17 protein-coding genes are annotated in these 21631 nt (G+C 65.6%); 12 read left to right on the plus strand and 5 right to left on the minus strand.

The window, feature by feature from the left end; translation table 11 throughout:
* Positions 1-83 precede the first annotated feature (83 nt).
* The 9 genes from ACFOLG_RS09545 (at position 84) to ACFOLG_RS09585 (ending at position 15342) form a co-directional block, all read left to right on the plus strand.
* Positions 84-1346 (plus strand): MFS transporter, encoded by a 1263-nt coding sequence (locus tag ACFOLG_RS09545; protein ID WP_386091186.1) that lies wholly within the window; start codon positions 84-86, stop codon positions 1344-1346.
* Positions 1347-1418: 72 nt separating this feature from the next.
* Complete coding sequence (locus ACFOLG_RS09550) at positions 1419-2798, plus strand: NarK family nitrate/nitrite MFS transporter (protein ID WP_386091188.1); 1380 nt, start codon at positions 1419-1421, stop codon at positions 2796-2798.
* A gap of 280 nt (positions 2799-3078) precedes the next feature.
* Complete coding sequence (locus tag ACFOLG_RS09555; RefSeq protein WP_386091190.1) at positions 3079-4695, plus strand: methyl-accepting chemotaxis protein; 1617 nt, start codon at positions 3079-3081, stop codon at positions 4693-4695.
* A 270-nt stretch (positions 4696-4965) separates the two neighbouring features.
* Positions 4966-6171, plus strand: a complete 1206-nt coding sequence (locus tag ACFOLG_RS09560) for a sugar MFS transporter (protein WP_386091192.1) — start codon at positions 4966-4968, stop codon at positions 6169-6171.
* A 258-nt stretch (positions 6172-6429) separates the two neighbouring features.
* Positions 6430-10119, plus strand: a complete 3690-nt coding sequence (locus tag ACFOLG_RS09565; RefSeq protein ID WP_386091194.1) for a nitrate reductase subunit alpha — start codon at positions 6430-6432, stop codon at positions 10117-10119.
* 62 nt (positions 10120-10181) lie between these two features.
* Positions 10182-11732 carry a nitrate reductase subunit beta gene (gene narH / locus ACFOLG_RS09570; RefSeq protein ID WP_386091196.1) on the plus strand — a complete coding sequence of 517 codons (1551 nt, stop codon included), beginning with the start codon at positions 10182-10184 and terminating at the stop codon, positions 11730-11732.
* Positions 11733-11736: 4 nt separating this feature from the next.
* Complete coding sequence (gene narJ / locus ACFOLG_RS09575; RefSeq protein ID WP_386091198.1) at positions 11737-12399, plus strand: nitrate reductase molybdenum cofactor assembly chaperone; 663 nt, start codon at positions 11737-11739, stop codon at positions 12397-12399.
* Between the two features lie 74 nt (positions 12400-12473).
* Positions 12474-13160: a respiratory nitrate reductase subunit gamma gene (narI, locus tag ACFOLG_RS09580; protein WP_386091200.1), complete on the plus strand. Its 687-nt coding sequence runs from the start codon at positions 12474-12476 to the stop codon at positions 13158-13160.
* Positions 13161-13362: 202 nt separating this feature from the next.
* Complete coding sequence (locus tag ACFOLG_RS09585) at positions 13363-15342, plus strand: methyl-accepting chemotaxis protein (RefSeq protein ID WP_386091202.1); 1980 nt, start codon at positions 13363-13365, stop codon at positions 15340-15342.
* A gap of 112 nt (positions 15343-15454) precedes the next feature.
* Here the strand turns inward: ACFOLG_RS09585 and ACFOLG_RS09590 are convergent, their stop codons facing one another.
* The 5 genes from ACFOLG_RS09590 to ACFOLG_RS09610 form a co-directional block, all read right to left on the minus strand.
* Positions 15455-15823, minus strand: coding sequence for a cupin domain-containing protein (locus tag ACFOLG_RS09590; RefSeq protein ID WP_386091204.1), 369 nt, complete (start codon positions 15821-15823; stop codon positions 15455-15457).
* Positions 15824-16143: 320 nt separating this feature from the next.
* Positions 16144-16296 carry a hypothetical protein gene (locus tag ACFOLG_RS09595; RefSeq protein ID WP_386091206.1) on the minus strand — a complete coding sequence of 51 codons (153 nt, stop codon included), beginning with the start codon at positions 16294-16296 and terminating at the stop codon, positions 16144-16146.
* 16 nt (positions 16297-16312) lie between these two features.
* A complete protein-coding gene (locus ACFOLG_RS09600; protein ID WP_386091208.1) occupies positions 16313-16891 on the minus strand; it encodes a LexA family protein in 579 nt (192 codons plus the stop codon).
* Between the two features lie 174 nt (positions 16892-17065).
* Positions 17066-17677 carry a class I SAM-dependent methyltransferase gene (locus ACFOLG_RS09605; protein ID WP_386091209.1) on the minus strand — a complete coding sequence of 204 codons (612 nt, stop codon included), beginning with the start codon at positions 17675-17677 and terminating at the stop codon, positions 17066-17068.
* 15 nt (positions 17678-17692) lie between these two features.
* The gene (locus tag ACFOLG_RS09610; protein ID WP_386091211.1) at positions 17693-18304 is read right to left on the minus strand and encodes a UPF0149 family protein; all 612 of its coding nucleotides are present in this window, start codon (positions 18302-18304) and stop codon (positions 17693-17695) included.
* An 88-nt stretch (positions 18305-18392) separates the two neighbouring features.
* On the opposite strand from ACFOLG_RS09610, the gene ACFOLG_RS09615 reads away from it, so the two are divergent.
* From ACFOLG_RS09615 to ACFOLG_RS09625, 3 genes are all read left to right on the plus strand, one after another.
* Positions 18393-19316, plus strand: a complete 924-nt coding sequence (locus ACFOLG_RS09615) for a pseudouridine synthase (protein WP_386091213.1) — start codon at positions 18393-18395, stop codon at positions 19314-19316.
* An 80-nt stretch (positions 19317-19396) separates the two neighbouring features.
* Positions 19397-20011 (plus strand): molybdenum cofactor guanylyltransferase MobA, encoded by a 615-nt coding sequence (mobA, locus tag ACFOLG_RS09620; protein WP_386091215.1) that lies wholly within the window; start codon positions 19397-19399, stop codon positions 20009-20011.
* A 73-nt stretch (positions 20012-20084) separates the two neighbouring features.
* Complete coding sequence (locus tag ACFOLG_RS09625) at positions 20085-21359, plus strand: voltage-gated chloride channel family protein (protein ID WP_386091216.1); 1275 nt, start codon at positions 20085-20087, stop codon at positions 21357-21359.
* Positions 21360-21631 lie beyond the last annotated feature (272 nt).

A 21631-nucleotide genomic window follows, 5' to 3' on the forward strand; every position in this document is an offset into this window, starting at 1 on the left:
CAGGGTCACCCCTACCGGCCAATGTTGGCCGCATGGCCGAGCGCGTACTGTGGGAGCGTCTCAATAGTGCGGATAAGAACATCATGGCCTCACAAACCTACAAGCAATACGCGGTGCTGGCGTCCAGTACCGTGTCGTTCACCATCTGCTTCATGATCTGGATGATGTTCGCGGTGCTGGGTATCCCCATCAAGCAGCAGCTGGGCCTGAACGAAACCGAATTCGGCATTCTGGCGGCCACGCCGGTGCTGTCCGGCTCGCTGATCCGCGTGCCGCTGGGGATCTGGACCGACCGCTTCGGCGGTCGCATCGTGCTGTTCAGCCTGATGCTGGCCTGTGTGGTACCGATCTACATGATGCAGTTCGCCACCCAGTTCTGGCACTTCCTCGCCATCGGCCTGTTTGTCGGCCTGGCCGGCGGCTCGTTCTCGGTGGGCACGCCGTACGTGGCGCGCTGGTTCCGCAAGGAGCAGCAGGGGCTGGCGATGGGGGTGTTCGGCGCCGGCAACGCCGGTTCCTCGCTCACCAAGCTGATCGCGCCCAGCATCATCGCCATTGGCGGCTGGCAGCTGGTGCCCAATGTCTACGCCGCGGTGATGTTGGCCGCCGCCATCCTGTTCTGGGTGTTCTCCTATCACGACCCCAAGCATCTGGTGTCCAGCAAGGTGAGCTTCGGCCAGCAGCTGGCACTGATCAAGAACCCGGCGGTGATGCGCTACTGCCAGTACTACTCGGTGGTGTTCGGTGGCTATGTGGCGCTGGCGCTGTGGATGACCAAGTACTACGTGGCCGAGTACGGCTTCGACATCAAGCACGCCGCCTTCCTGGCCGCCTGCTTCTCGCTGCCGGGTGGCGTACTGCGCGCGCTGGGCGGCTGGCTGTCCGACAAGTACGGCGCCTACAAGGTGACCTGGGGCGTGATGTGGGTGTGCTGGATCGCCTTCTTCATCCTGTCCTACCCGCAGACCCACTTCATCATCCAGACCGTCAAGGGCCCGCAGGGTTTCGACATCGGCCTGAACGCAACCATGTTCACCCTGGTGCTGTTCGGTGTCGGCGTGGCGATGGCGGTGGGCAAGGCCTCGGTGTTCAAGTTCATTGCCGATGAGTTCCCAGACAACATCGGCGCGGTATCCGGCGTGGTGGGCTTGGCCGGCGGCATGGGCGGCTTCCTGCTGCCGATCATGTTCGGCGCGCTGGTGGATCTCACCGGCGTACGTTCCAGCTCCTTCATGCTGCTGTACGGCACCGTGTGCGTGTCGCTGGTGTGGATGCACTTCTCCTTCCGCGCCGTGCGTCGCGCCGAAGAGCAAAAAGACGCCCAGCTGGCCACCGCCACCCGCTGACGGCAAGCGTAGCACTGACCAATTTCGATGGTATCGGGGCGGCAGGGGCTGCCCCGCAGAGAGGATGACATCATGTCTCATGTACTGACCCGCTGGGAGCCGGAAAACACCGCCTTCTGGCAGCAGGACGGCAAGGCAGTAGCCCGCCGCAACCTGTGGATCTCGATTCCGGCGCTGATGCTGGCGTTCATTATCTGGCAGGTGTGGAGCGTGGCCGTGCTCAACATGCCCAACATCGGCTTTACCTACACGCAGAACCAGCTGTTCTGGTTGGCCGCATTGCCGGCGCTGTCCGGCGCCACCATGCGCATCTTCTACAGCTTCATGGTGCCGATCTTCGGCGGCCGCAAGTGGACCGCGCTGTCCACCGCCAGCCTGCTGATTCCGGCGGTCGGCATCGGTTTCGCGGTGCAGGACCCGAACACCAGCTACGTCACCATGGTGATCCTGGCGCTGCTGTGCGGCTTCGGCGGCGGCAACTTCAGCTCGTCGATGTCCAACATCAGCTTCTTCTTCCCGAAAGCCGAAAAGGGCACCGCGCTGGGCCTGAACGCCGGCCTGGGCAACCTGGGGGTGTCGGTGGTGCAGTTCGTGGTGCCTATCGTCATCACCATGGGCCTGTTCGGCGCCTTCGGCGGCGAGCCGCAAACCTGGGTAAAAGGCGCGGTCACCAAGCAGATGTGGCTGCAGAATGCCGGCTTCGTGTGGGTGCCGTTCATCGTGCTGTCCACCATCGCCGCCTGGTTCGGCATGAATGACATCGCCTCGGCCAAGGCATCCTTCGCCGATCAGGCAGTGATCTTCAAGCGCAAGCACAACTGGCTGATGTGCTGGCTGTACATCGGTACCTTCGGTTCCTTCATCGGCTTCTCCGCCGGCTTCCCGCTGCTGGTGAAAGGCCAGTTCCCGGACATCGACCCGACCAAATACGTGTTCTTCGGCCCGCTGGTGGGCGCGCTGGCCCGCCCGATCGGCGGCTGGCTGTCCGACAAGATCGGCGGCGCCAAGGTGACCCAGGTGGTGTTCGTGCTGATGATCGCCGCCGTGTTCGCGGTGATCGGCTTCCTGCCGCATGGCGGCCAGGGTGGCAGCTTCCAGGGCTTCTTCGCCATGTTCCTGTGCCTGTTCGCGCTGACCGGCATCGGTAACGGTTCCACCTTCATGCAAGTGCCGACCATCTTCCTGACCCTGCACAAGCGCATGGCCGGCAAGAGCGAAACCGCGCAGAAACAGGCGCTGACCGAAGCCACCAAGGAAGCCGCCGCGGTGCTGGGCTTCTCCGGTGCCATCGGTGCCTACGGCGGCTTCTTCATTCCGAAGAGCTACGGTACTTCCATCGCGCTGACCGGTGGCGTGGATGCCGCACTGTATGCCTTCATCTGCTTCTACGTGACTTGCGTGCTGATCAACTGGTGGTTCTACGCCCGCAAGAACGCCGAGATCCCGTGCTGATCCGACCCTTCTCCAAGCTGCAGACTGGCTTCTGCAACTTCTTCCGCGCCCCAATCGGGGCGCTTTTTTTTTGTGCATGGCAGCAAGGTTGGCCGCAGCGCGGCAGGCGTGAAGCCTAGATCTGGATCAAGGCTGCTGCGCTGCGATGGCGGCTATACGTCTTGCGCCACCAGCACAGCACACCGCGCGCAGACGCGGCCGGCGGCCGGACGGACAACAGGAAACCAGCAACTGCCATGCCCGCGCAGCCGGCGGGCCGACCTTTTTTGGAATGCCGACCATGACCATCAAACTGAAATTGCTGTGTTTTACCATCCTGGCGCTGCTGGCGGCGCTGGTACCCAGCCTGGTGGGGCTGCAGGCGCTGCGCGCCGCCGATGCCAAGCTGGACGTGGTGAATGAACGCCTGATCCCGCGCCTGGGGCTGGTGGCCAATATCCGCAGCACCTTCAAGGACCTGCGCATCGACGACATCCTGCAGGTGTACGAGCAGGACCGCGGCTTCCAGCTGCAGGCGCGGCTGCGCAATCGCGAGACCGGGCAGAAGCTGCGCCAGCTGTTGGCTCAGTTGAAGGCGCAGCTGCGCCACCCGGAAGACCTGGCGCACGTGCAGCGCTTCGAAACGCTGTACGAGCAGTACCAGCTGCTGCTGGACCGCGTGCACGCGGTGCGGGTGGCGCCGGGGGCGACGGTGGCACAGATGTCGGCGGTGGCCGAGCCGTGGCGGGTTGCCGGCACCGAGCTGGGCGCGTCGGTGACCGCCATCGTCAATGACGTGCTGGACGAGGGCCGCCACAACCAGGCGCAGGCGGCGGCGGAAATGGCGACGGCGAAATGGATCTTCGCCGCCTCGCTGCTGCTGTCGATGGTGTTGCTGTTCGGCTGCGGCTGGCTGATCCTGCGCAGCATCAACCGCCCGGTGCAGTCGGCGGTGCTGGCGGTGCGCGGCATTTCCGACCGCCAGGACCTGTCGCAGCGCGTGGCGGTGCACAGGAACGACGAGATCGGCGGCCTGTTGCAGGCGTTCAACCACCTGCTGGGCAAGATGCGCGATTCCATCCACCAGATCGGCCACCATTCGCACGCGGTGACCATCGCGGCGGAAGACCTGAGCGTGGCGTCCGACCAGGTCAAGAGCGGGGCTCAGCATGCCAGCGCGTCGGCGGCGGAAATGGCGTCGGCGATCGAGGAAGTTACCAGCAGCATCGGCCATATCGCCGCGCACGCGCGCGATGCCGACCGCCTGGCGGTGGTGTCCGGCCAGCAGGTGGTGCAAAGCGAGCTGATGATCCGCGACACGGTGGCGGAGATCGAGGGCATCGCCAGCGCGGTGAACGACACCGCGCGCTATGTGACCGAGCTGCAGAGCCGCAGCGAGTCGATTGAATCGGTGGTGAACGTGATCGGCGACATCGCCGACCAGATCAACCTGCTGGCGCTGAACGCGGCGATCGAGGCGGCGCGCGCCGGCGAATTCGGCCGCGGTTTCGCCGTGGTGGCGGACGAGGTGCGCAAGCTGGCCGAGCGCACCACCGCCTCCACCGCGCAGATCCACGCTACCGTGGCCAGCATCCGCGATGGCTCCAGCGCCACCGTGCACCGCATCGGCGACGTGGTTGGCCGCGTGGAGCAGGGCGTGGCGCGCGTGCGCGAGGCGGGGGAAGCCGTCGGCCAGCTGCGCACCCTGGCCGGGCAGGTGGGGCAGCAGGTGGCGGAGATCGCCACCGCCATTCACGAGCAGAGCGAGGCCAGCGGCCGCATTGCGCAGAAGGTGGAAGGCATCGCCCAGATCGCGGAGCAGAGCAGTGCCGCGGCGCAGAGCACGGCGCAGAACGCGCTGCGGCTGCACGAGCTGGCGCAGAACATGCGCCGCGACGTGGCCTGCTACACCACCTGAGCCGGCATGCCCCGGCGGTGGGCCGCTGCGGGTGCGGAACTGGTAATTTTCTTACATGAAACTTACAGAAATTTACCGTGCTGCAAGTTGGTGCGGCCAACCTTGCCGCGATTTGCATTTGTCAAGCCATTGAAATAAATGGTAATTTCCAGTGTCGGTGTGCGATTTTGGTGAAAGCCATGCGTAAGAATGGTGAAAGCAATCGAGTACAAACGGCATTGAAATTAGACTAGCGCTCCTTTGCCCAACAACACAGGGAGCACTCGCATCATGCAAGCGCATGTCGATACGCAAAACCACGGCAAATCCTTGACCGTTCTGACGTCGCTGTTCTTCATGTGGGGTCTGATCACCTCGCTGAACGACATCCTGATTCCGCACCTGAAAGGGGTGTTTGCGCTGAGCTACGTGCAGGCCGCACTGATCCAGTTCAGCTTTTTCACCGCCTATTTCATCGTGTCGCTGCCGGCCGGGCGCCTGGTGCAGGCGCTGGGCTACCAGCGCGGCATCGTGGTGGGGCTGTCCATCGCCGGCGCCGGCTGTCTGCTGTTCTATCCGGCGGCGGCCACGCTGTCGTATGCCGCCTTCCTCGGCGCACTGTTCGTGCTGGCGGCCGGCATCACCATCCTGCAGGTGGCGGCCAACCCCTACGTCACCCGCCTGGGGCCGGCGCGCACCGCCTCCAGCCGCTTGAACCTGACCCAGGCGTTCAACTCGCTGGGCACCACCGTGGCACCGCTGCTGGGTTCGCTGCTGATCCTGGGCGCCAGCGCCAGCGCCGGCGCCTCGGCCGCCAGTGCGGTGCAGCTGCCCTACCTGGGGCTGGCGGCGGCGCTGTTCATCATCGCCGCGGTGTTTGCCCGCCTGCGCCTGCCGGAGGTGCATGACAAGACCGCTGCCGAGCACGGCATGAAAAGCGTGCTGCGCCACCGCCACCTGGTACTGGGCGCCATCGGCATCTTTGTCTATGTCGGCGGCGAAGTGGGTATCGGCAGCTTCCTGGTGAGCCTGATGGAGCAGCCGGACATCGGCGGCCTGAGCCAGGCCGCGGCTGGCAAGCTGCTGGCGCTGTACTGGGGCGGTGCCATGGTTGGCCGCTTCGTCGGCAGCGCGGTGATGCGTCGCGTGGCTGCCAATAAGGTGCTGGCCTGCAATGCGCTGCTGTCGGTGCTGCTGATCGCGCTGGCCATCGTGGCCGGCGGCAAGCTGGCGATGTACAGCCTGCTGGCGGTGGGGCTGTGCAATTCCATCATGTTCCCCACCATCTTCTCGCTGGCGCTGAACGGCCTGGGCCGCGATACCGGCGCCGGTTCCGGCGTGCTGTGCATGGCGATTGTCGGCGGCGCGCTGCTGCCGCTGCTGCAGGCCGGTGTGGCCGACCACCTCAGCCTGCTGGCCTCGTTCGGCGTGCCGCTGCTGTGCTACCTGTTCATCCTGTTCTACGGTGCCGCCGGCTACAAACCGCGCCAGGCCTGAGTTTTTGCTGCTGTTGCCGATGCGGCCAACCTTTGCGGGTTGGCCGCATTTTTTCATGGCCCCACCCGCTAGATGGCGGGGTGGGCTACTCCTTTCGAGCTAGTTCGTCTTCCTCCGTCTGTCCGGGCGCCGTGCCACCTGTGGCGAATGGGCGCGTTTGCCTTGCCCGCCTAAGCTTACCAGCGTGACCACAGGTATCCGCAGCTGCAACGCGGCCAACCTTTGCGGGCCGCCAGGCGGCAAACATTCGGAGGCAAAATGAGCCACTTTCTCGACAGACTGAATTTTTTGGGCAAGGTGAAATCCACCTTCGCCGATGGCCACGGTGCGGTGGTAAAAGAAGACCGCAAGTGGGAAGACGGGTATCGCCAGCGCTGGCAGCACGACAAGATTGTCCGCTCCACCCACGGGGTGAACTGCACCGGCTCCTGTAGCTGGAAGGTGTATGTGAAGAACGGCCTGATCACCTGGGAAACCCAGCAGACCGACTACCCGCGCACCCGTCCCGACCTGCCGAACCACGAACCGCGCGGTTGCCCGCGTGGCGCCTCCTACAGCTGGTATGTGTATTCCGCCCAGCGCGTGAAATACCCGATGGTGCGTGGCCGCCTGATGAAGCTGTGGCGCGAAGCGCGCAAGAGCATGGGCGCCATCGAGGCCTGGGAACAGATCAGCCAGAACCCGGAAACCGCCAAGCAGTACAAGTCCAAGCGTGGCCAGGGCGGCTTCGTGCGCGCCAGCTGGGATGAAGTCAACGAAATCATCGCCGCGGCCAACGCCTTCACCATCAAGAACTACGGCCCGGACCGCGTGGTGGGCTTCTCGCCGATTCCGGCCATGTCCATGGTGTCCTACGCCGCCGGCAGCCGCTACCTTAGCCTGATCGGCGGCGTGCCGCTGTCGTTCTACGACTGGTACTGCGACCTGCCGCCGGCCAGCCCGCAGATCTGGGGCGAACAGACCGACGTGGCCGAATCGGCCGACTGGTACAACTCCAACTACCTGATGGTATGGGGTTCCAACATTCCGATGACCCGTACCCCGGACGCCCACTTCTATACCGAAGTGCGCTACAAGGGCACCAAGACCGTGGCGGTATCGTCCGACTTCGGTGAAATGGCCAAGTTCGGCGACATCTGGCTAGCGCCGAAGCAGGGCACCGACGCCGCGTTGGCAATGGCGATGGGCCATGTGATCTTTAAGGAATTCCACCTCGACAATCCGTCGGAATACTTCACCGGCTACATCCGCCAGTACACCGATATGCCGATGCTGGTGACGCTGAAGAAAGACGGCGGCCGCTACATCCCCGACTACTTCCTGCGTGCCTCCAACCTGGCGGCCAACCTGGGCGAAGACAACAACCCGGAATGGAAAACCCTGGTGCTGGACGAAGCCAGCGGCGACATCGTGGCACCGAACGGTTCGATCGGCTTCCGCTGGGGCCAGTCCGGCAAGTGGAACCTGGAAGAGAAGGACGGCCACAGCAACCGCGAGATCAAGGCGCGTCTGTCGCTGATCGACCAGCGTGACGACGTGGTGGGCGTGGGCTTCCCGTACTTCGGCAGCGAGCACGACGAACTGCTGACCCGCAACGTGCCGGTGAAGCAGGTGACCCTGGCCGATGGCAGCACTGCACTGGTGGCCACCGTATTCGACCTGATGGCGGCCAACTACGGCATCGACCGCGGTCTGGGCGGCGGCAACGTGGCATCCAGCTACATGGACGACGTGCCGTACACCCCGGCCTGGCAGCAGAAACACACCGGCGTGAAGCCGGAAATGGTGATCCAGGTGGCGCGCGAGTTCGCGCAGAACGCCGACCAGACCCACGGCCGTTCCATGGTGATCGTCGGTGCCGCGCTGAACCACTGGTACCACATGGACATGACCTACCGCGGCATCATCAACATGCTGATGATGTGCGGTTGTATCGGCCAGAGCGGCGGCGGCTGGTGCCACTACGTGGGCCAGGAAAAATTGCGTCCGCAGACCGGCTGGGCCCCGCTGGCCTTCGCCGCCGACTGGAACCGTCCGGCCCGCCAGATGAACGGCACCAGCTTCTTCTACGCGCATACCAGCCAGTGGCGCCACGAAAAACTGGGCGTCAACGAAATCCTGGCCCCCACCGCCGATGGCCGCATGAGCCAGATGGCGCTGATCGACTACAACGCCAAGGCCGAGCGCATGGGCTGGCTGCCGTCCACGCCGCAGCTGACCACCAACCCGCTGGACGTGGTGCGCGATGCCGAAGCGGCCGGCAAGGACCCGATCGCCTACGCGGTGGAGAACCTGAAATCCGGCAAGCTGGACATGTCCTGCAACGACCCGGACAACCCGAAGAACTTCCCGCGCAATATGTTCGTGTGGCGTTCCAACATCCTGGGTTCCTCCGGCAAGGGCCACGAATACTTCCTGAAGTATTTGCTGGGCACCCAGAACGCGGTGATGAACGACGAGGACGGCTGCATCAAGCCGACCGAAATCACCGTGCGCCCGGCGGCAGAAGGCAAGCTGGACCTGCTGGTGGTGCTGGACTTCCGCATGTCCACCACCTGCCTGTACGGCGACATTGTGCTGCCGACCGCCACCTGGTACGAGAAGGACGACCTGAACACCTCCGACATGCACCCGTTCATCCACCCGCTGTCCGAGGCCGTGCAGCCGCTGTGGCAGTCGAAGAGTGACTGGGAAATCTACAAGGGCTTCGCCAAGGCGATTTCCGAGGTTGGCGGCGACTACCTGGGCACCCGCAAGGATCTGGTGCTGACCCCGCTGATGCACGATACACCGGAAGAACTGGGCCAGCCGTTCGACCCGCGCGACTGGAAAAAAGGCGAGTGCGAGCCGATTCCGGGCAAGACCATGCCGAAGATGTCGGTGGTGGAGCGCGATTACAGCAAGATCTACGACAAGTTCACTTCTATCGGCCCGTTGCTGGAAAAAGTGGGCAACGGCGGCAAGGGCATTGCCTGGAAAACCGGCCACGAAGTGGACATCCTGCGCGGCCTGAACAAGACCGTGGCCGACGGCGTAGCCGCTGGCCAGCCGAAGCTGGATACCGCTATCGACGCCGCCGAGATGATCCTGACCCTGGCGCCGGAAACCAACGGCCACGTGGCGGTGAAGGCCTGGGACGCGCTGTCCAAGATCACCGGCCGCGACCATACCCATCTGGCCCTGCCGCGCGAACATGACAGCATCCGCTTCCGCGACGTGCAGGCGCAGCCGCGCAAGATCATTTCCTCGCCGACCTGGTCTGGCCTGGAAAGTGAAGAAGTCAGCTACAACGCCGGCTACACCAACGTGCACGAGTACATCCCCTGGCGCACCATCACCGGCCGCCAGCAGTTCTACCAGGATCACCTGTGGATGCGTTCCTTCGGCGAAGGCCTGTGCGTGTACAAGCCGGCTGTCGATCTGAAGACCACCGCCGCGGTGCTGGGCAAGAAGTCGAACGGCAACACCGAGATCGTCCTCAACTTCATTACGCCGCACCAGAAGTGGGGTATTCACAGTACCTACTCCGACAACCTGCGCATGCTCACCCTCAGCCGCGGCGGCCCGCACGTGTGGGTGTCCGAGATCGATGCCAAGAAGGCCGGCATCGTCGACAACGACTGGATCGAGGTGTTCAACGTCAACGGCACGCTGACGGCCCGCGCCGTGGTATCGCAGCGGGTGCCGGAAGGCATGACCCTGATGTACCACGCGCAGGAGAAGATCGTGAACGTGCCGGGCGCGGAGACCAGCGGCAAGCGCGGTGGTATCCACAACTCGGTAACCCGCGCGGTGACCAAGCCCACGCACATGATCGGCGGCTACGCGCAGCTGGCCTGGGGCTTCAACTACTACGGCACCGTGGGTTCCAACCGCGACGAGTTCGTGATCGTGCGCAAGATGAAGAACGTGGACTGGCTGGACAAGCCGCTCTCGGAAGGCGTGTAAGCGCGCCGGCGGTGCCCCGGCACCGCCATTCCCGAGCCTTCTGAGACATTAGGAGCAAGAACATGAAAATCCGTGCCCAAATCGGTATGGTGCTCAACCTCGACAAATGCATTGGTTGCCATACCTGTTCGGTAACCTGCAAGAACGTGTGGACCAGCCGCGACGGTATCGAGTACGCCTGGTTCAACAACGTCGAGACCAAGCCAGGCATTGGCTATCCCAAGGAATGGGAAAACCAGGACAAATGGCAGGGTGGCTGGGTGCGCCGCAGCGACGGCAAGCTGGAGCCGCGCCAGGGTGGCCGCCTGAAGATTCTGGCCAACATCTTCGCCAACCCCAACCTGCCGTCCATCGACGAGTACTACGAGCCGTTCACCTACGACTACGAGCACCTGCAGAACGCGCCGGAAATGCAGACCCCGCCGACCGCACGGCCGGTGTCGGTGCTCACCGGCAAGAAGATGGACAAGATCGAATGGGGCCCGAACTGGGAAGACGACCTGGGCGGCGAATTCTCCAAGCGCGCCAAGGATGCGCTGTTCGAAGGCATCCAGAAGGAGATGTACTCGGCGTTCGAGAACACCTTCATGATGTACCTGCCGCGCCTGTGCGAGCACTGCCTGAACCCGGCCTGCGTCGCCAGCTGCCCGTCCGGCTCCATCTACAAACGTGAAGACGACGGCATCGTGCTGATCGACCAGGACAAGTGTCGTGGCTGGCGGATGTGCGTGTCCGGCTGCCCGTACAAGAAGATTTACTACAACTGGACCACCGGCAAGGCCGAGAAGTGCATCTTCTGCTACCCGCGTATCGAGGCCGGCCAGCCTACCGTGTGCTCCGAGACCTGCGTTGGCCGCATCCGCTACCTGGGCGTGCTGCTGTACGACGCCGACAAGATCGAAGCCGCCGCCAGCGTGGAAGATCCGAAGAGCCTGTACGAGGCACAGCTGGGCGTGTTCCTCGACCCGAACGCGCCGGACATCATCGCCGAAGCCAAGAAGCAGGGCATCCCGGACGCCTGGCTGACTGCCGCGCAGAAATCGCCGGTGTACAAGATGGCGATGGAGTGGAAAGTAGCGTTCCCGCTGCATCCGGAATACCGCACGCTGCCGATGGTGTGGTACATCCCGCCGCTGTCGCCGATCCAGTCCGCACTGGAAAACGGCCTGATCGGCGAGAACGGCATCATCCCGGACGTGAAGGACCTGCGCATTCCGATCAAGTACCTGGCCAACCTGCTGACTGCCGGCAAGGAAGAGCCGGTGGTGAAAGCGCTGGAAACCATGGTGGCGATGCGCCGCTACATGCGCAGCAAGAGCGTGGACAAGGTGATCAACCCGGCCACGCTGAAAGGCACTCACCTCAGCGGCCCGCAGGTGGAAGAGATGTACCAGGTGATGGCGATCGCCAATTACGAAGACCGCTTCGTGATTCCGTCCAGCCACAAGGAAATGGTGGAAAGCACCTTCGACGACAAGGCCAGCTGTGGCTTCACTTTCGGTAACGGCTGCTCCAGCGGCACGTCCGAGCCCAGCCTGTTCGGCAAGAAGAAGGCGTCCCCGATTGTGTTCCACGACATGCGCCGCGACCGCAAGGCCAACGCCGGAGGCTGACATCATGCACAACCCGATGCTCTATCGCGCACTGGCAGCCCTGCTGGGCTATCCGCAGCAGGACCTGCTGGATGCGCTGCCGGAAATCCGCCAGGTACTGGCCGCCGACGAGGAGGTGGCCGGCAATGCCGAGCCGCTGCTGCAAAGGTTGGCCGCAGGCGAGCTGCTCGAGCTGCAGCAGGACTACGTGCAGATCTTCGACCGCAACCCCTCGCACTCGCTGCACCTGTTCGAGCATATCCACGGCGAGGACCGCGCCCGCGGCCAGGCCATGGTGGACCTGATCGAGGAGTACCGGGCGCACGGCTTCGAGCCGGTCAGCGAAGAGCTGCCGGACTACGTGCCGCTGTTCCTGGAGTTCCTGTCGCTGTGCGAGGCCGACGAGGCCAACCGTCTGCTGGGCGACGCGGTGCACGTGCTGGCGCACGTGGGCAACAAGCTGAGCGACAGCGGCAGCGACTACGCCGGCGTGCTGGCGGCGCTGGTGTGGCTGTCGCCGGTGGCGCCCGAGCCGCTGACCGTGCCGCCGATCCGCGACATGGACGAGGCGCTGGAGACCTTCGGCCCCGGCATCGACGGCGTGGAGCCGCTGCTGAAGCCAACCCTGCCGCAGATCGCCCCGGTCAATTTCTATCCCAAGGGTAGCGGCCCGACCGCCTGCCATTAATCCGCTGCGGCCAACGTTAGCCAGGGCGGGCGGCGCTGATGCCCGCCCAGGTTGGCCGCAACAAGGAGAAAGACATGGACTACTTGCATCAATTCGTTTTCGGGATCTACCCGTACATCGCGCTGGCGATTTTCATCCTGGGTAGCCTGGTGCGCTTCGAGCGCGAACAGTACAGCTGGAAGAGCGAATCCAGCCAGCTGCTGCACCGCGGCAGCCTGCGCCTGGGCAACATCCTGTTCCACCTCGGCATCATCGGCCTGTTCTTCGGCCACGCCGTGGGTCTGTTGACCCCGGTGGCGGTGTGGGACGCGCTGGGCGTGAGCCACAGCTTCAAGCAGGTGTTCGCCATGACCGCCGGCGGCATCATGGGCAGCCTGTGCCTGATCGGCGTGCTGCTGCTGCTGCACCGCCGCTTCAGCAGCGACCGCCTGGCCGCCAACACCACCTGGCGCGACAAGCTGGTGCTGCTGTGGATTCTGGCCACGCTGCTGCTGGGCCTGTCCACCATCTTCGTTTCCGCCCAGCACCTGGACGGCCACGAAATGGTGCTGCTGATGAGCTGGGCACAGCATGTGATCACCTTCCGCGGCGACGCCGACCAGTTCATCGTCACCGCCTCGCCGATCTTCAAGCTGCACCTGTTCATGGGCATGAGCCTGTTCCTGATCTTCCCGTTCACCCGTTTGGTGCACGTGTGGAGCGGTTTTGGTGCCGTGGGCTACCTGGGTCGCGCCTGGCAGCTGGTGCGCCCGCGCGGCTGATGGATGCGTGCTGACAGACAAGAGGCCATGCCGTGCTGGCATGGCCTTTTTTGCTGTCGGCCAGGCGTTTTGTTGCCGGATTTGCGCTGCAACAAAAAGGGGGCACGCTGTTTGCATTAAATTTCTGATAAAAAACCGGAATGCCAACTAAAACCAACATCATGGCATTCAAGACAACCCCCCCTGTGTTCTGGAGCCCACCATGCTTTCCCGACTCAATCTAGGCCCCAAGCTACTGCTGCTGGTGTTGCCGTTCGCGGTGATGACCTTCGTCCTGGCCGGTGTTTTTTCCTATCAGCAATACGTGTCCCTGCACGAAATGCGCGCCGCCCGCCAGCTGGTGGACGTCGCCACGCTGTCATCGGAGCTGATCGACAGCCTGCAGGCCGAGCGCGGCCTGACCAATGGCTACCTCAGCGGGCAGGGCGCCGTGCCGGAAGCGCTGACCAGCGCGCGCGGCAAGAGCGATGCGGCGCTGCAGGCATTCAGCGCCCAGGCCGGCGAGCATGACGGCAAGGTGGGCAGCCTGGCCAGCGATGCGGCCGCCTCGGTGCAGTCGCTGCTGGGCAAGCGTGGCAGCATCGATGGCCGCAGCCTGCCGGCGCCGGAAGTGTTTGCCGATTTCACCCGCAGTATCGAACACCTGACCACCATCGCCGCCGCGCTGCAGAGCGCCAGCGATGACGACAACGTGCTGCGTTACGGCACCGCGCTGTCCAACCTGCTGTGCGTCAAGGAGCTGGCCGGCCGCGAACGCGGCTTCGTCAACGGCGTGCTGGCTGGCGGCAGTTTCGACCAGGCCAAGTTTGCGCAGGCCAAATCGCTGCAGGCGCAGCAGGACGCCTGCATGAACCAGCTGCAGCTGCTGGCGCCGCAGGCACTGCTGGCGGTGCTGCAGCCGTCGCTCACCGCGCCGGAAGTGAGCGCGGTGCAGGCCCTGCGCGACGGCGTTTATGGCACGCCGCTGGGCAGCCCGGTGGCCACCACGCCGCAGCAATGGTTTGCCGGCACCTCGGCACGCATCGCCAAGCTGAAAGCCGCGCAGGAAGCGCTGCTGGCGCACCTGCACCAGAATGTGGAAGCCCAGGTCAGCCATGCCGGCACCAGCATGGCGCTGACGCTGGGTGGCACCGCCGCCATGACCCTGCTGCTGCTGATCGGCGGCGTGGCCGTGTACCGCAGCATCCGCCGCCCGGTATTGCAGCTGGAAGGCATGATGTCGCAGATGAGCCAGAACCTGGATCTGGGCGTGCGCGCCCGGCTGGAAGGCAACGATGAAATCGCCCGCATGGGCCGGGCGCTGGACGCGCTGGTGGATGCCTTTGCCGGCACCCTGAAAGTCGTCAAGGTGAATGCCCATCAGCTGCAGCGTGCCGCCGGTGCGCTGCAAGGCGTGTCCGAGCGCGCCGCCGGCGCCGCCGAGGCGCAGAGCAGCTCGTCTACCCAGATCGCCGCCGCCGTCGAGCAGATGTCGGCCGGCATTGCCGCCGTCAGCGACAACACCCAGCAGAACCTGCAGGTGGCGCGCGACATGCAGCAGGGGGTGCGTGGCGGCCGCCAACGCATGCACGCCACCACCCAGGCGATTCAGGGCACCGCCGCCACCGTGGACGAGGCCGGCGCCATGATCATCTCGCTGGCGGAGAAATCGCAGAACATCCGTCAGATCATCACCGCTATCCGCGAGATTGCCGACCAGACCAACCTGTTGGCACTCAATGCCGCCATCGAGGCCGCCCGCGCCGGCGAAATGGGCCGTGGCTTTGCCGTGGTGGCCGACGAAGTGCGCAAGCTGGCCGAGCGTACCGGCAAGGAAACGGTGGAAATTGCCCAGTTGATCGAGGTGATCACCGGTGAAACCCAGAGTGCCGCCAGCCGCATGCAGGTGGCGCGCGGGCAGATGGATGAGGGCCTGACGCTGGTGGCGGATACCCTGCGCGAGCTGGACGGCATCCACGACGAGGCCGAGCAGACTGCGGCCAAGAGCCAGGACACGGCGGTGGCGATGCAGCAGCAGACTGCGGCCAGCAGCGAAGTGGCGGTCAATATCAGTCGCATCGCGGCCCTGGCCGAGGACAACGCCACCATCGTGCAGGAAGCCGCCGAGCTGTCCGAGCAGCTGAACCGCACCTCGGGCGAGCTGGTGCAGCAAGTGGATCGCTTCAAGCACACTTCCGCGTAAAGCACTGCAGCGCGTGTCAGGCAACGGCCACCCTCGGGTGGCCGTGCTGTTTCATGGCCGGCAAGGTTGGCCGCATGGCCCGCCTTGTGCCGTGGCGCGTGCGGTACGGCGGTTAATGTGGCTTGGCGTACTTGGCCACACCGGTGACGTCGATCAGCACGCAGCGCTGGTCGCCCACCACCCAGGCATCGTGGCCGGGCGGCATGTAGAAAGCGTCGCCCGGGCCGAATTCCATCTGCGTGCCATCGTCCATTTTCACCACCAGCCGGCCTTCCAGCACCACGCCGGTGTGCGTGGCCTGGCAGGAGTCGGTGCCGGCCAGCGGTTTGACGTGCTCGCTCCAGCGCCAGCCCGGCTCGAACTCGCCGCGGCCCATGGTCATCTCGCCCAGCGTCACCACCGCCAGCCTGCCCATATTGTCCTTGAACGGGCGGAGTTCATCCGGCGCGCTCAGGGCCTTCTTTTCCATCTGCTGTGACATTGCAACATCCTCCATGAGGTAGCCCTTGGAGAGAAAACGGCGGCGGGCCAGGAGGGTGCAGCAGGTGCTGCATGACCGCCAACCGCCGCAGGCCGCCGCCGGCGCTTGTGCGCCGCGGGGTGGTGCCGGGTTGGCCGGATGTCCGCCAAGCGATTCGCTGGAATCGAACTGACTCGTTGCTTGGGCTCGCGCAGGGAGCCGTGATCCGTGTCGGAATCGGATCATTCACTATAGTGGATCGGCTCCGCCGGGGCGGCGCTCCGGCGACAAAGGCAACGGCCACCCGCAGGCAGCCGTGTGGAGGGGGATGCGGGGAGGGCTCAGCCGACGAATTCCACCGGCACGAAGTAGCTGCGACCGGTGCGGGTGAGCAGTACCTGCGGCTGGCCTTCCACCACGCTGCGGAAGGTGCGCGGCAGGCGTTTCCAGTCACGGAACATCATCTTGATTGCGTTGTTGTCTTGCTGGCTCATGTTCATCTCCTTGCCATCAATCCACGGCGTGGATCACGTTGGTCACGACACCCCAGATAAAGAAACTGGCACCTTCCGGCACTTCGATCGGATTGAAGTCCGGGTTTTCCGGCAACAGGCGGATGCGGCCGGCGGAGCGTTCCAGCCGCTTCACCGTCAGCTCGTCGTTGATCACTGCCACCACCACCTTGCCGTTGCGCGGCTCCAGCGAGCGGTCCACCACCAGCAGGTCGCCATCGTGGATGCCGGCGTTGAGCATGGAATCACCCTTCACCGTCACCAGGAAGGTGGAGGCCGGTTTGCGCACCAGGTGCTCGTTCAGGTCGATGTCGGCTTCTTTCAGATCATCGCCCGGCACCGGCGAGCCGGCCGGCACCCGACTGGCGAACAGCGGCAGCGACAGGTTCTGCAGCGCTTCGCCCAGCAGGGCGATGTCGCCGGCGGCGTTGTTGCGCAGGCCGCGCAGAATGCGGTATTCATCCAGCCAGTCTTCCAGCACCGGTTTCAGCGGTTCCGGCACGCGCATGGCAACGGTCTTGTCGCCGCCGAAGCGGGACTTGCGCCCGGCACCTTCGCGTTTTCCACCTTGGGTCATATGGCGTCCTCCTGTTGATTTGATTCTGTACGAATTCAAATAACAAGGCAAGAACGCAGTGCGTTACAGCGAGGGGAGTGTGGCGTTTTTGTCGATAAGCCGATGTGCTTGCATATCGCCGGGCAGGCGGCCCGCCACCGGGCCGCCGCCTGTCTTGCTGACGGCTGGGGCCGCTCAGCCGGGCTTGCGGCCAACTACCTGCAGCACCGCGGCGCGGCCGGTGTGCAGGCGGCCTTCCACCACCTCGCGCTCGATTTCCGCACAGCGCAGCAAGTCCAGCCCGGCCAGCTCGGCGCGTACCAGTGCCGGCTCCAGCAGCATGTCCGCGTCCTTCGGCCCGCCGGTGCTGTAGGCCAGCTGGCGCGGGGTGTAGCCTTCCATCAGCAGCAGGCCACCGGGCTTGAGCGCGCGCACCGCACCGGCCAGCACGCGCTGGCGCAGCGGGCCGGGCAGATGGCAGAACACCGAGACGATGGCGTCCCACTGCGCCTCGCCCAAGTCGTAGTGCTCCAGGTCGGCCAGGGTGGCGGTGATGGCTAGTTCGGCGCTGCCGGCGCGCTGCAGCAGGCGGGCGAGGCCGGCCCAGGAGGCGTCCACCGCGGTGAGCTGGTGGCCAAGGCCAGCCAGGTACACCGCGTTGCGGCCTTCGCCTTCGCCCAGGCTCAGCACCCGGCTGCCGGGGGCGAGCAGGGCGGCCTGCTGGCGCAGGAAATCATTGGGCGCTTCGCCATAGGCGGATTCCGGCTGAGTAAAGCGCTGGTTCCAGAAATCGGCTAGCTCACTCATGCGGGCGGCTCCGGGTCAGTGCTCGTCCGCCGCGATCTCGGCCTCGATGCGGGCGCGGATGGCGGCGAAGAAGCGGTGGATGGCCGGCACCGCGGCGCCGATTTCGCCCAGCCATTCGTCCTTCTGCTGGCGGCTGGCGCCGTCGATGAAGGGGCGCATGTCCGGGTCCGGGTGGCGTTCGAAGGCCAGTGCCAGAATCGGCGCCAGCGCCGGCGCGGCATCGGCGTCGTCGAACAGCAGCTGCCAGTCCTCGGCCATCAGCTGCATGCCCTGGTAGAAACCTTCCGCCCAGTCGTTGCCGTGCACCTCGCCGGCGGCGTCCGGTGTCAGCCACGGCGCAAAGTCGTCGCCGTGCTGCAGTGCGTGGGCGATGTCGTGCCAGTGGCCGCTTACCAGCCGCGCGAAGCGTTCCAGCTCCTTGGGGTTGTGGAAGGCGTCGTCGTCGTCGAAGGCATCGCCCAGGATCAGCGGCAGGCAGTCCTGCGGCGACAGCGATTCCGGGCCGGCCAGCAGCGCGGCCAGAAAGCCGTCCAGCTGCTCCAGGCTCATCGCGCCCTGGGCAGCAAAGCGTTGCAGGATGGTTTCCAGGCGCTGGTAGTCCTGATCGCTGAGCGGGGCGTGTTTCATGGCGGCAATCCTGCTTGGGAGTAAGAGCGGCATTATCCGCTAAAATGACGGCCTTGCGCCCGCCGTGCGGGCACCCGATGGAGTCTGCGTGTCTGTCCGATCCTGCCCCCTGCCGCCGCGTGACGGTGTCCATGCCAGCTGCGTGGTGTTGCCGCACGAGGCCTGGCCCAGCCTGCTGGCCTATCTCGAGCAGCGCTTTGCCCATGTGGCCGGCAGCTGGCAGCAAAGGTTGGCCGCAGGCGAGCTGTGGGACGACGCCGGCCAGCCGCTGGCGGCGGAGGCGCCGTACCGGCCCGGGCAGCGGCTGTGGTACTTCCGCAGCGTGGAGGGCGAAACACCGGTGCCGTTCGACATCGACATCCTGTACCGCGACCAGCGCCTGCTGGTGGTGGACAAGCCGCACTTCCTGGCCTGCGTGCCCGGCGGCCGCCACCTGCACGAGACGGTGCTCACCCGGCTGCGGCGCGATCCGGCGCTGGCGGACGCCTCGCCCATCCACCGGCTGGATCGCGAAACCGCCGGCGTGATGCTGTTTTGCCTGGACCCGGCGGCACGCGGCGCCTACCAGCGGCTGTTCGAGGCGCGCGCGGTGTACAAGTGCTACGAGGCGATCGCGCCGTATCGCGCCGGGCTGGCACTGCCGCGGCAGCATCGCAGCCGGCTGCAGGAGCTGCCGGGCGGCTTCGTGATGCAGGAGGTGGCCGGCGAGCCGAACAGCGACACGCTGATCGAACTCATGCAGCGGCGCGGCGACTGGGCGCAGTACCGGCTGATGCCGGGCAGTGGCAAGAAGCACCAGCTGCGCGCCCACCTGGCGGCGCTGGGCATCGCCATCGCCAACGACCCGTGGTACCCGGATTTCCGCAACGACAAGGCGGCAGACGATTTTTCACACCCGCTGGCGCTGCTGGCGCGGCGCATCGCCTTTACCGACCCGATCGATGGCTGCGAGCGGCTGTTCGACAGCCGGCGCACGCTGGCGTGGCCCGACGAGGCGGCCGAATGCGTATGAGCAAGCCGTGGCTGCCATCGCGTGGCCGTAGTGAAACTGTTACCGCTGGCCAAGCGCTGCGGAACAAGCAGGAGAAGGCGATGTTGCAACTGACTGGGCCGGCCACCCTGGGCGGGCTGCTGCTGGCCGGCGGCGAGGGCCGCCGCATGGGCGGGCAGGACAAGGGCCAGCTGTCGCTGTGCGGCCAACCTTTGGCCGCACACGTGCTGGCGCGGCTGGCGCCGCAGCTGGGCTGGCTGGCGATCAGCGCCAACCGCAGCCTGGCGGATTACCGCCGCTTCGGCGTAGCGGTATGGCCGGACGATGCCGGCTGGCAGGGCATGGGGCCGCTGGCGGCGCTGGCCAGCGCCGTGGACAAGTTGCCGGCGCACGTCGCGCTGCTGCAGCTGGCGCCGTGCGATACGCCGGACCTGCCGGCGGACCTTGCCGCCACGTTGGCCGCAGCGCTGGCGGCCGGCGACGCCGACATTGCGCTGCCGCTGACGCCGCAAGGCCCGCAGCCAGCCTGCCTGCTACTCAAGGTGGACGTGCTGGCCAGCGTGGCGCCGTATCTGGCCGGCGGCCAGCGCAGCATCCGCGGCTGGCTGGCGACGCAGCGGGTGGTGGAGGTGCCGTTTGCCGATGCGGCGGCATTTGCCAATGCCAACGACCCGGCAACGTTGGCCGCACTGGCGGCCGGCCGCGCGCCGAGCTGATGGCTGGCTGCATGCCGTGCGGCTGGGCTACACTGCCGCATCGCCGTGCTCCTCCCGCCCCATGACGCATCCCGTGCATTCCGAACCCGTTCCCTTGCTGCCTTATATCGGCAAGTGGCTGCTGCTGTCCGCCGCGGTGGCGGTGCTGGCCGGCAGCGCCTCGGCGCTGTTGCTGTTTGCCCTCGACTGGGCCACCGCCACCCGCGAGGCGTCGCGCTGGCTGTTGTGGCTGCTGCCGCTGGCCGGTTTCGGCGTCGGCTGGCTGTACCTGCGCTACGGCCAGCAGGTGGAGGCCGGCAACAATCTGCTGATCGACGAAATCCACGACCCGAAAAAAGTGATTCCGTTGCGCATGGCGCCGCTGGTGCTGGGCGGCACCGTGCTGTCGCACCTGTTCGGCGCCTCGGTGGGGCGCGAGGGCACCGCGGTGCAGATGGGCGGCGCGCTGGCCGACCAGCTCACCCATATCTTCCGCTTGCGGCACGAAGACCGCCGCATTCTGCTGATGGCCGGCATCAGCGCCGGCTTCGCCTCGGTGTTCGGCACGCCGCTGGCCGGCGCGGTATTCGGGCTGGAGGTGCTGGCCATCGGCCGCCTGCGCTACGACGCCATCCTGCCGTGCATGCTGGCGGCGATCCTCGCCGACCAGGTGAGCCTGCTGTGGGGCGTGCAGCACAGCCACTACCTGGTGCCGCATATCCCGGCGCTGACGGCGTGGGGTCTGGCGGCGATGCTGCCGGCCGGCGCCGCCTTTGGCCTGGCCGGCAAGCTGTTCGCCGATGCCACCCATGCGCTGACGGCGTGGGTGAAACGCCGCATCGGCTATGCACCGCTGCGGCCGCTGGCCGGCGGCCTGCTGCTGGCAGTGCTGGCCTGGAGCCTGCCGCTGGAGCGTTACCTGGGGCTGGGCATTCCCACCATCGTCGAGGCATTCCAGCAGCCGCTGGCGCCGTATGATTTTGCCGCCAAGCTGGCGCTGACCGTGCTGTCGCTGGGCAGCGGCTTCAAGGGTGGCGAGGTGACGCCGCTGTTCTACATCGGCGCCACGCTGGGCAATGCGCTGGCGCCGCTGCTGCAGCTACCGCTGCCGCTGCTGGCCGGCGTCGGCTTCGTGGCGGTGTTTGCCGGTGCGGCCAACACCCCGCTGGCCTCCACGCTGATGGCGATGGAGCTGTTCGGCAGCGACATCGGTAGCTACGCCGCGCTGGCCTGCGTGGTGAGCTATCTGTGCTCCGGCCATTCCGGCATCTACAAGGCGCAGCGGCTGGGGCAGGGCAAGCATCGCCCGTTGCCGGAAGGCATGCGCCTGGGCGACAGCCCCCGTCACGGCCCGCCGCCAGCACCCTGAGCCGCAGGCGGTGACGCCTGTTGCGGCCACTGCTCGCGCCTTATCCAGCCACGCCTGCCGTGCGCGGCCAGGGTGGCAACGAATTTGCGATTCCTTGTCGTAAATCAACAAGTGCTTGTCTGCTGCAAGCTATCGACCCCGCGCCAAGTCGCCAAGAATGTCCTCACCCTGGCACTTAGACACGGATACGTCCATGGCAAACCGTTACTCCTTCTGGAGCCTGCTCAAGCACGGGCTCAAACACCACGAAACCTGGCAACCGGCCTGGCGTA

This window comes from Vogesella facilis, from assembly GCF_042648525.1.
GTDB classification, from domain to species: Bacteria; Pseudomonadota; Gammaproteobacteria; order Burkholderiales; family Chromobacteriaceae; genus Vogesella; species Vogesella facilis.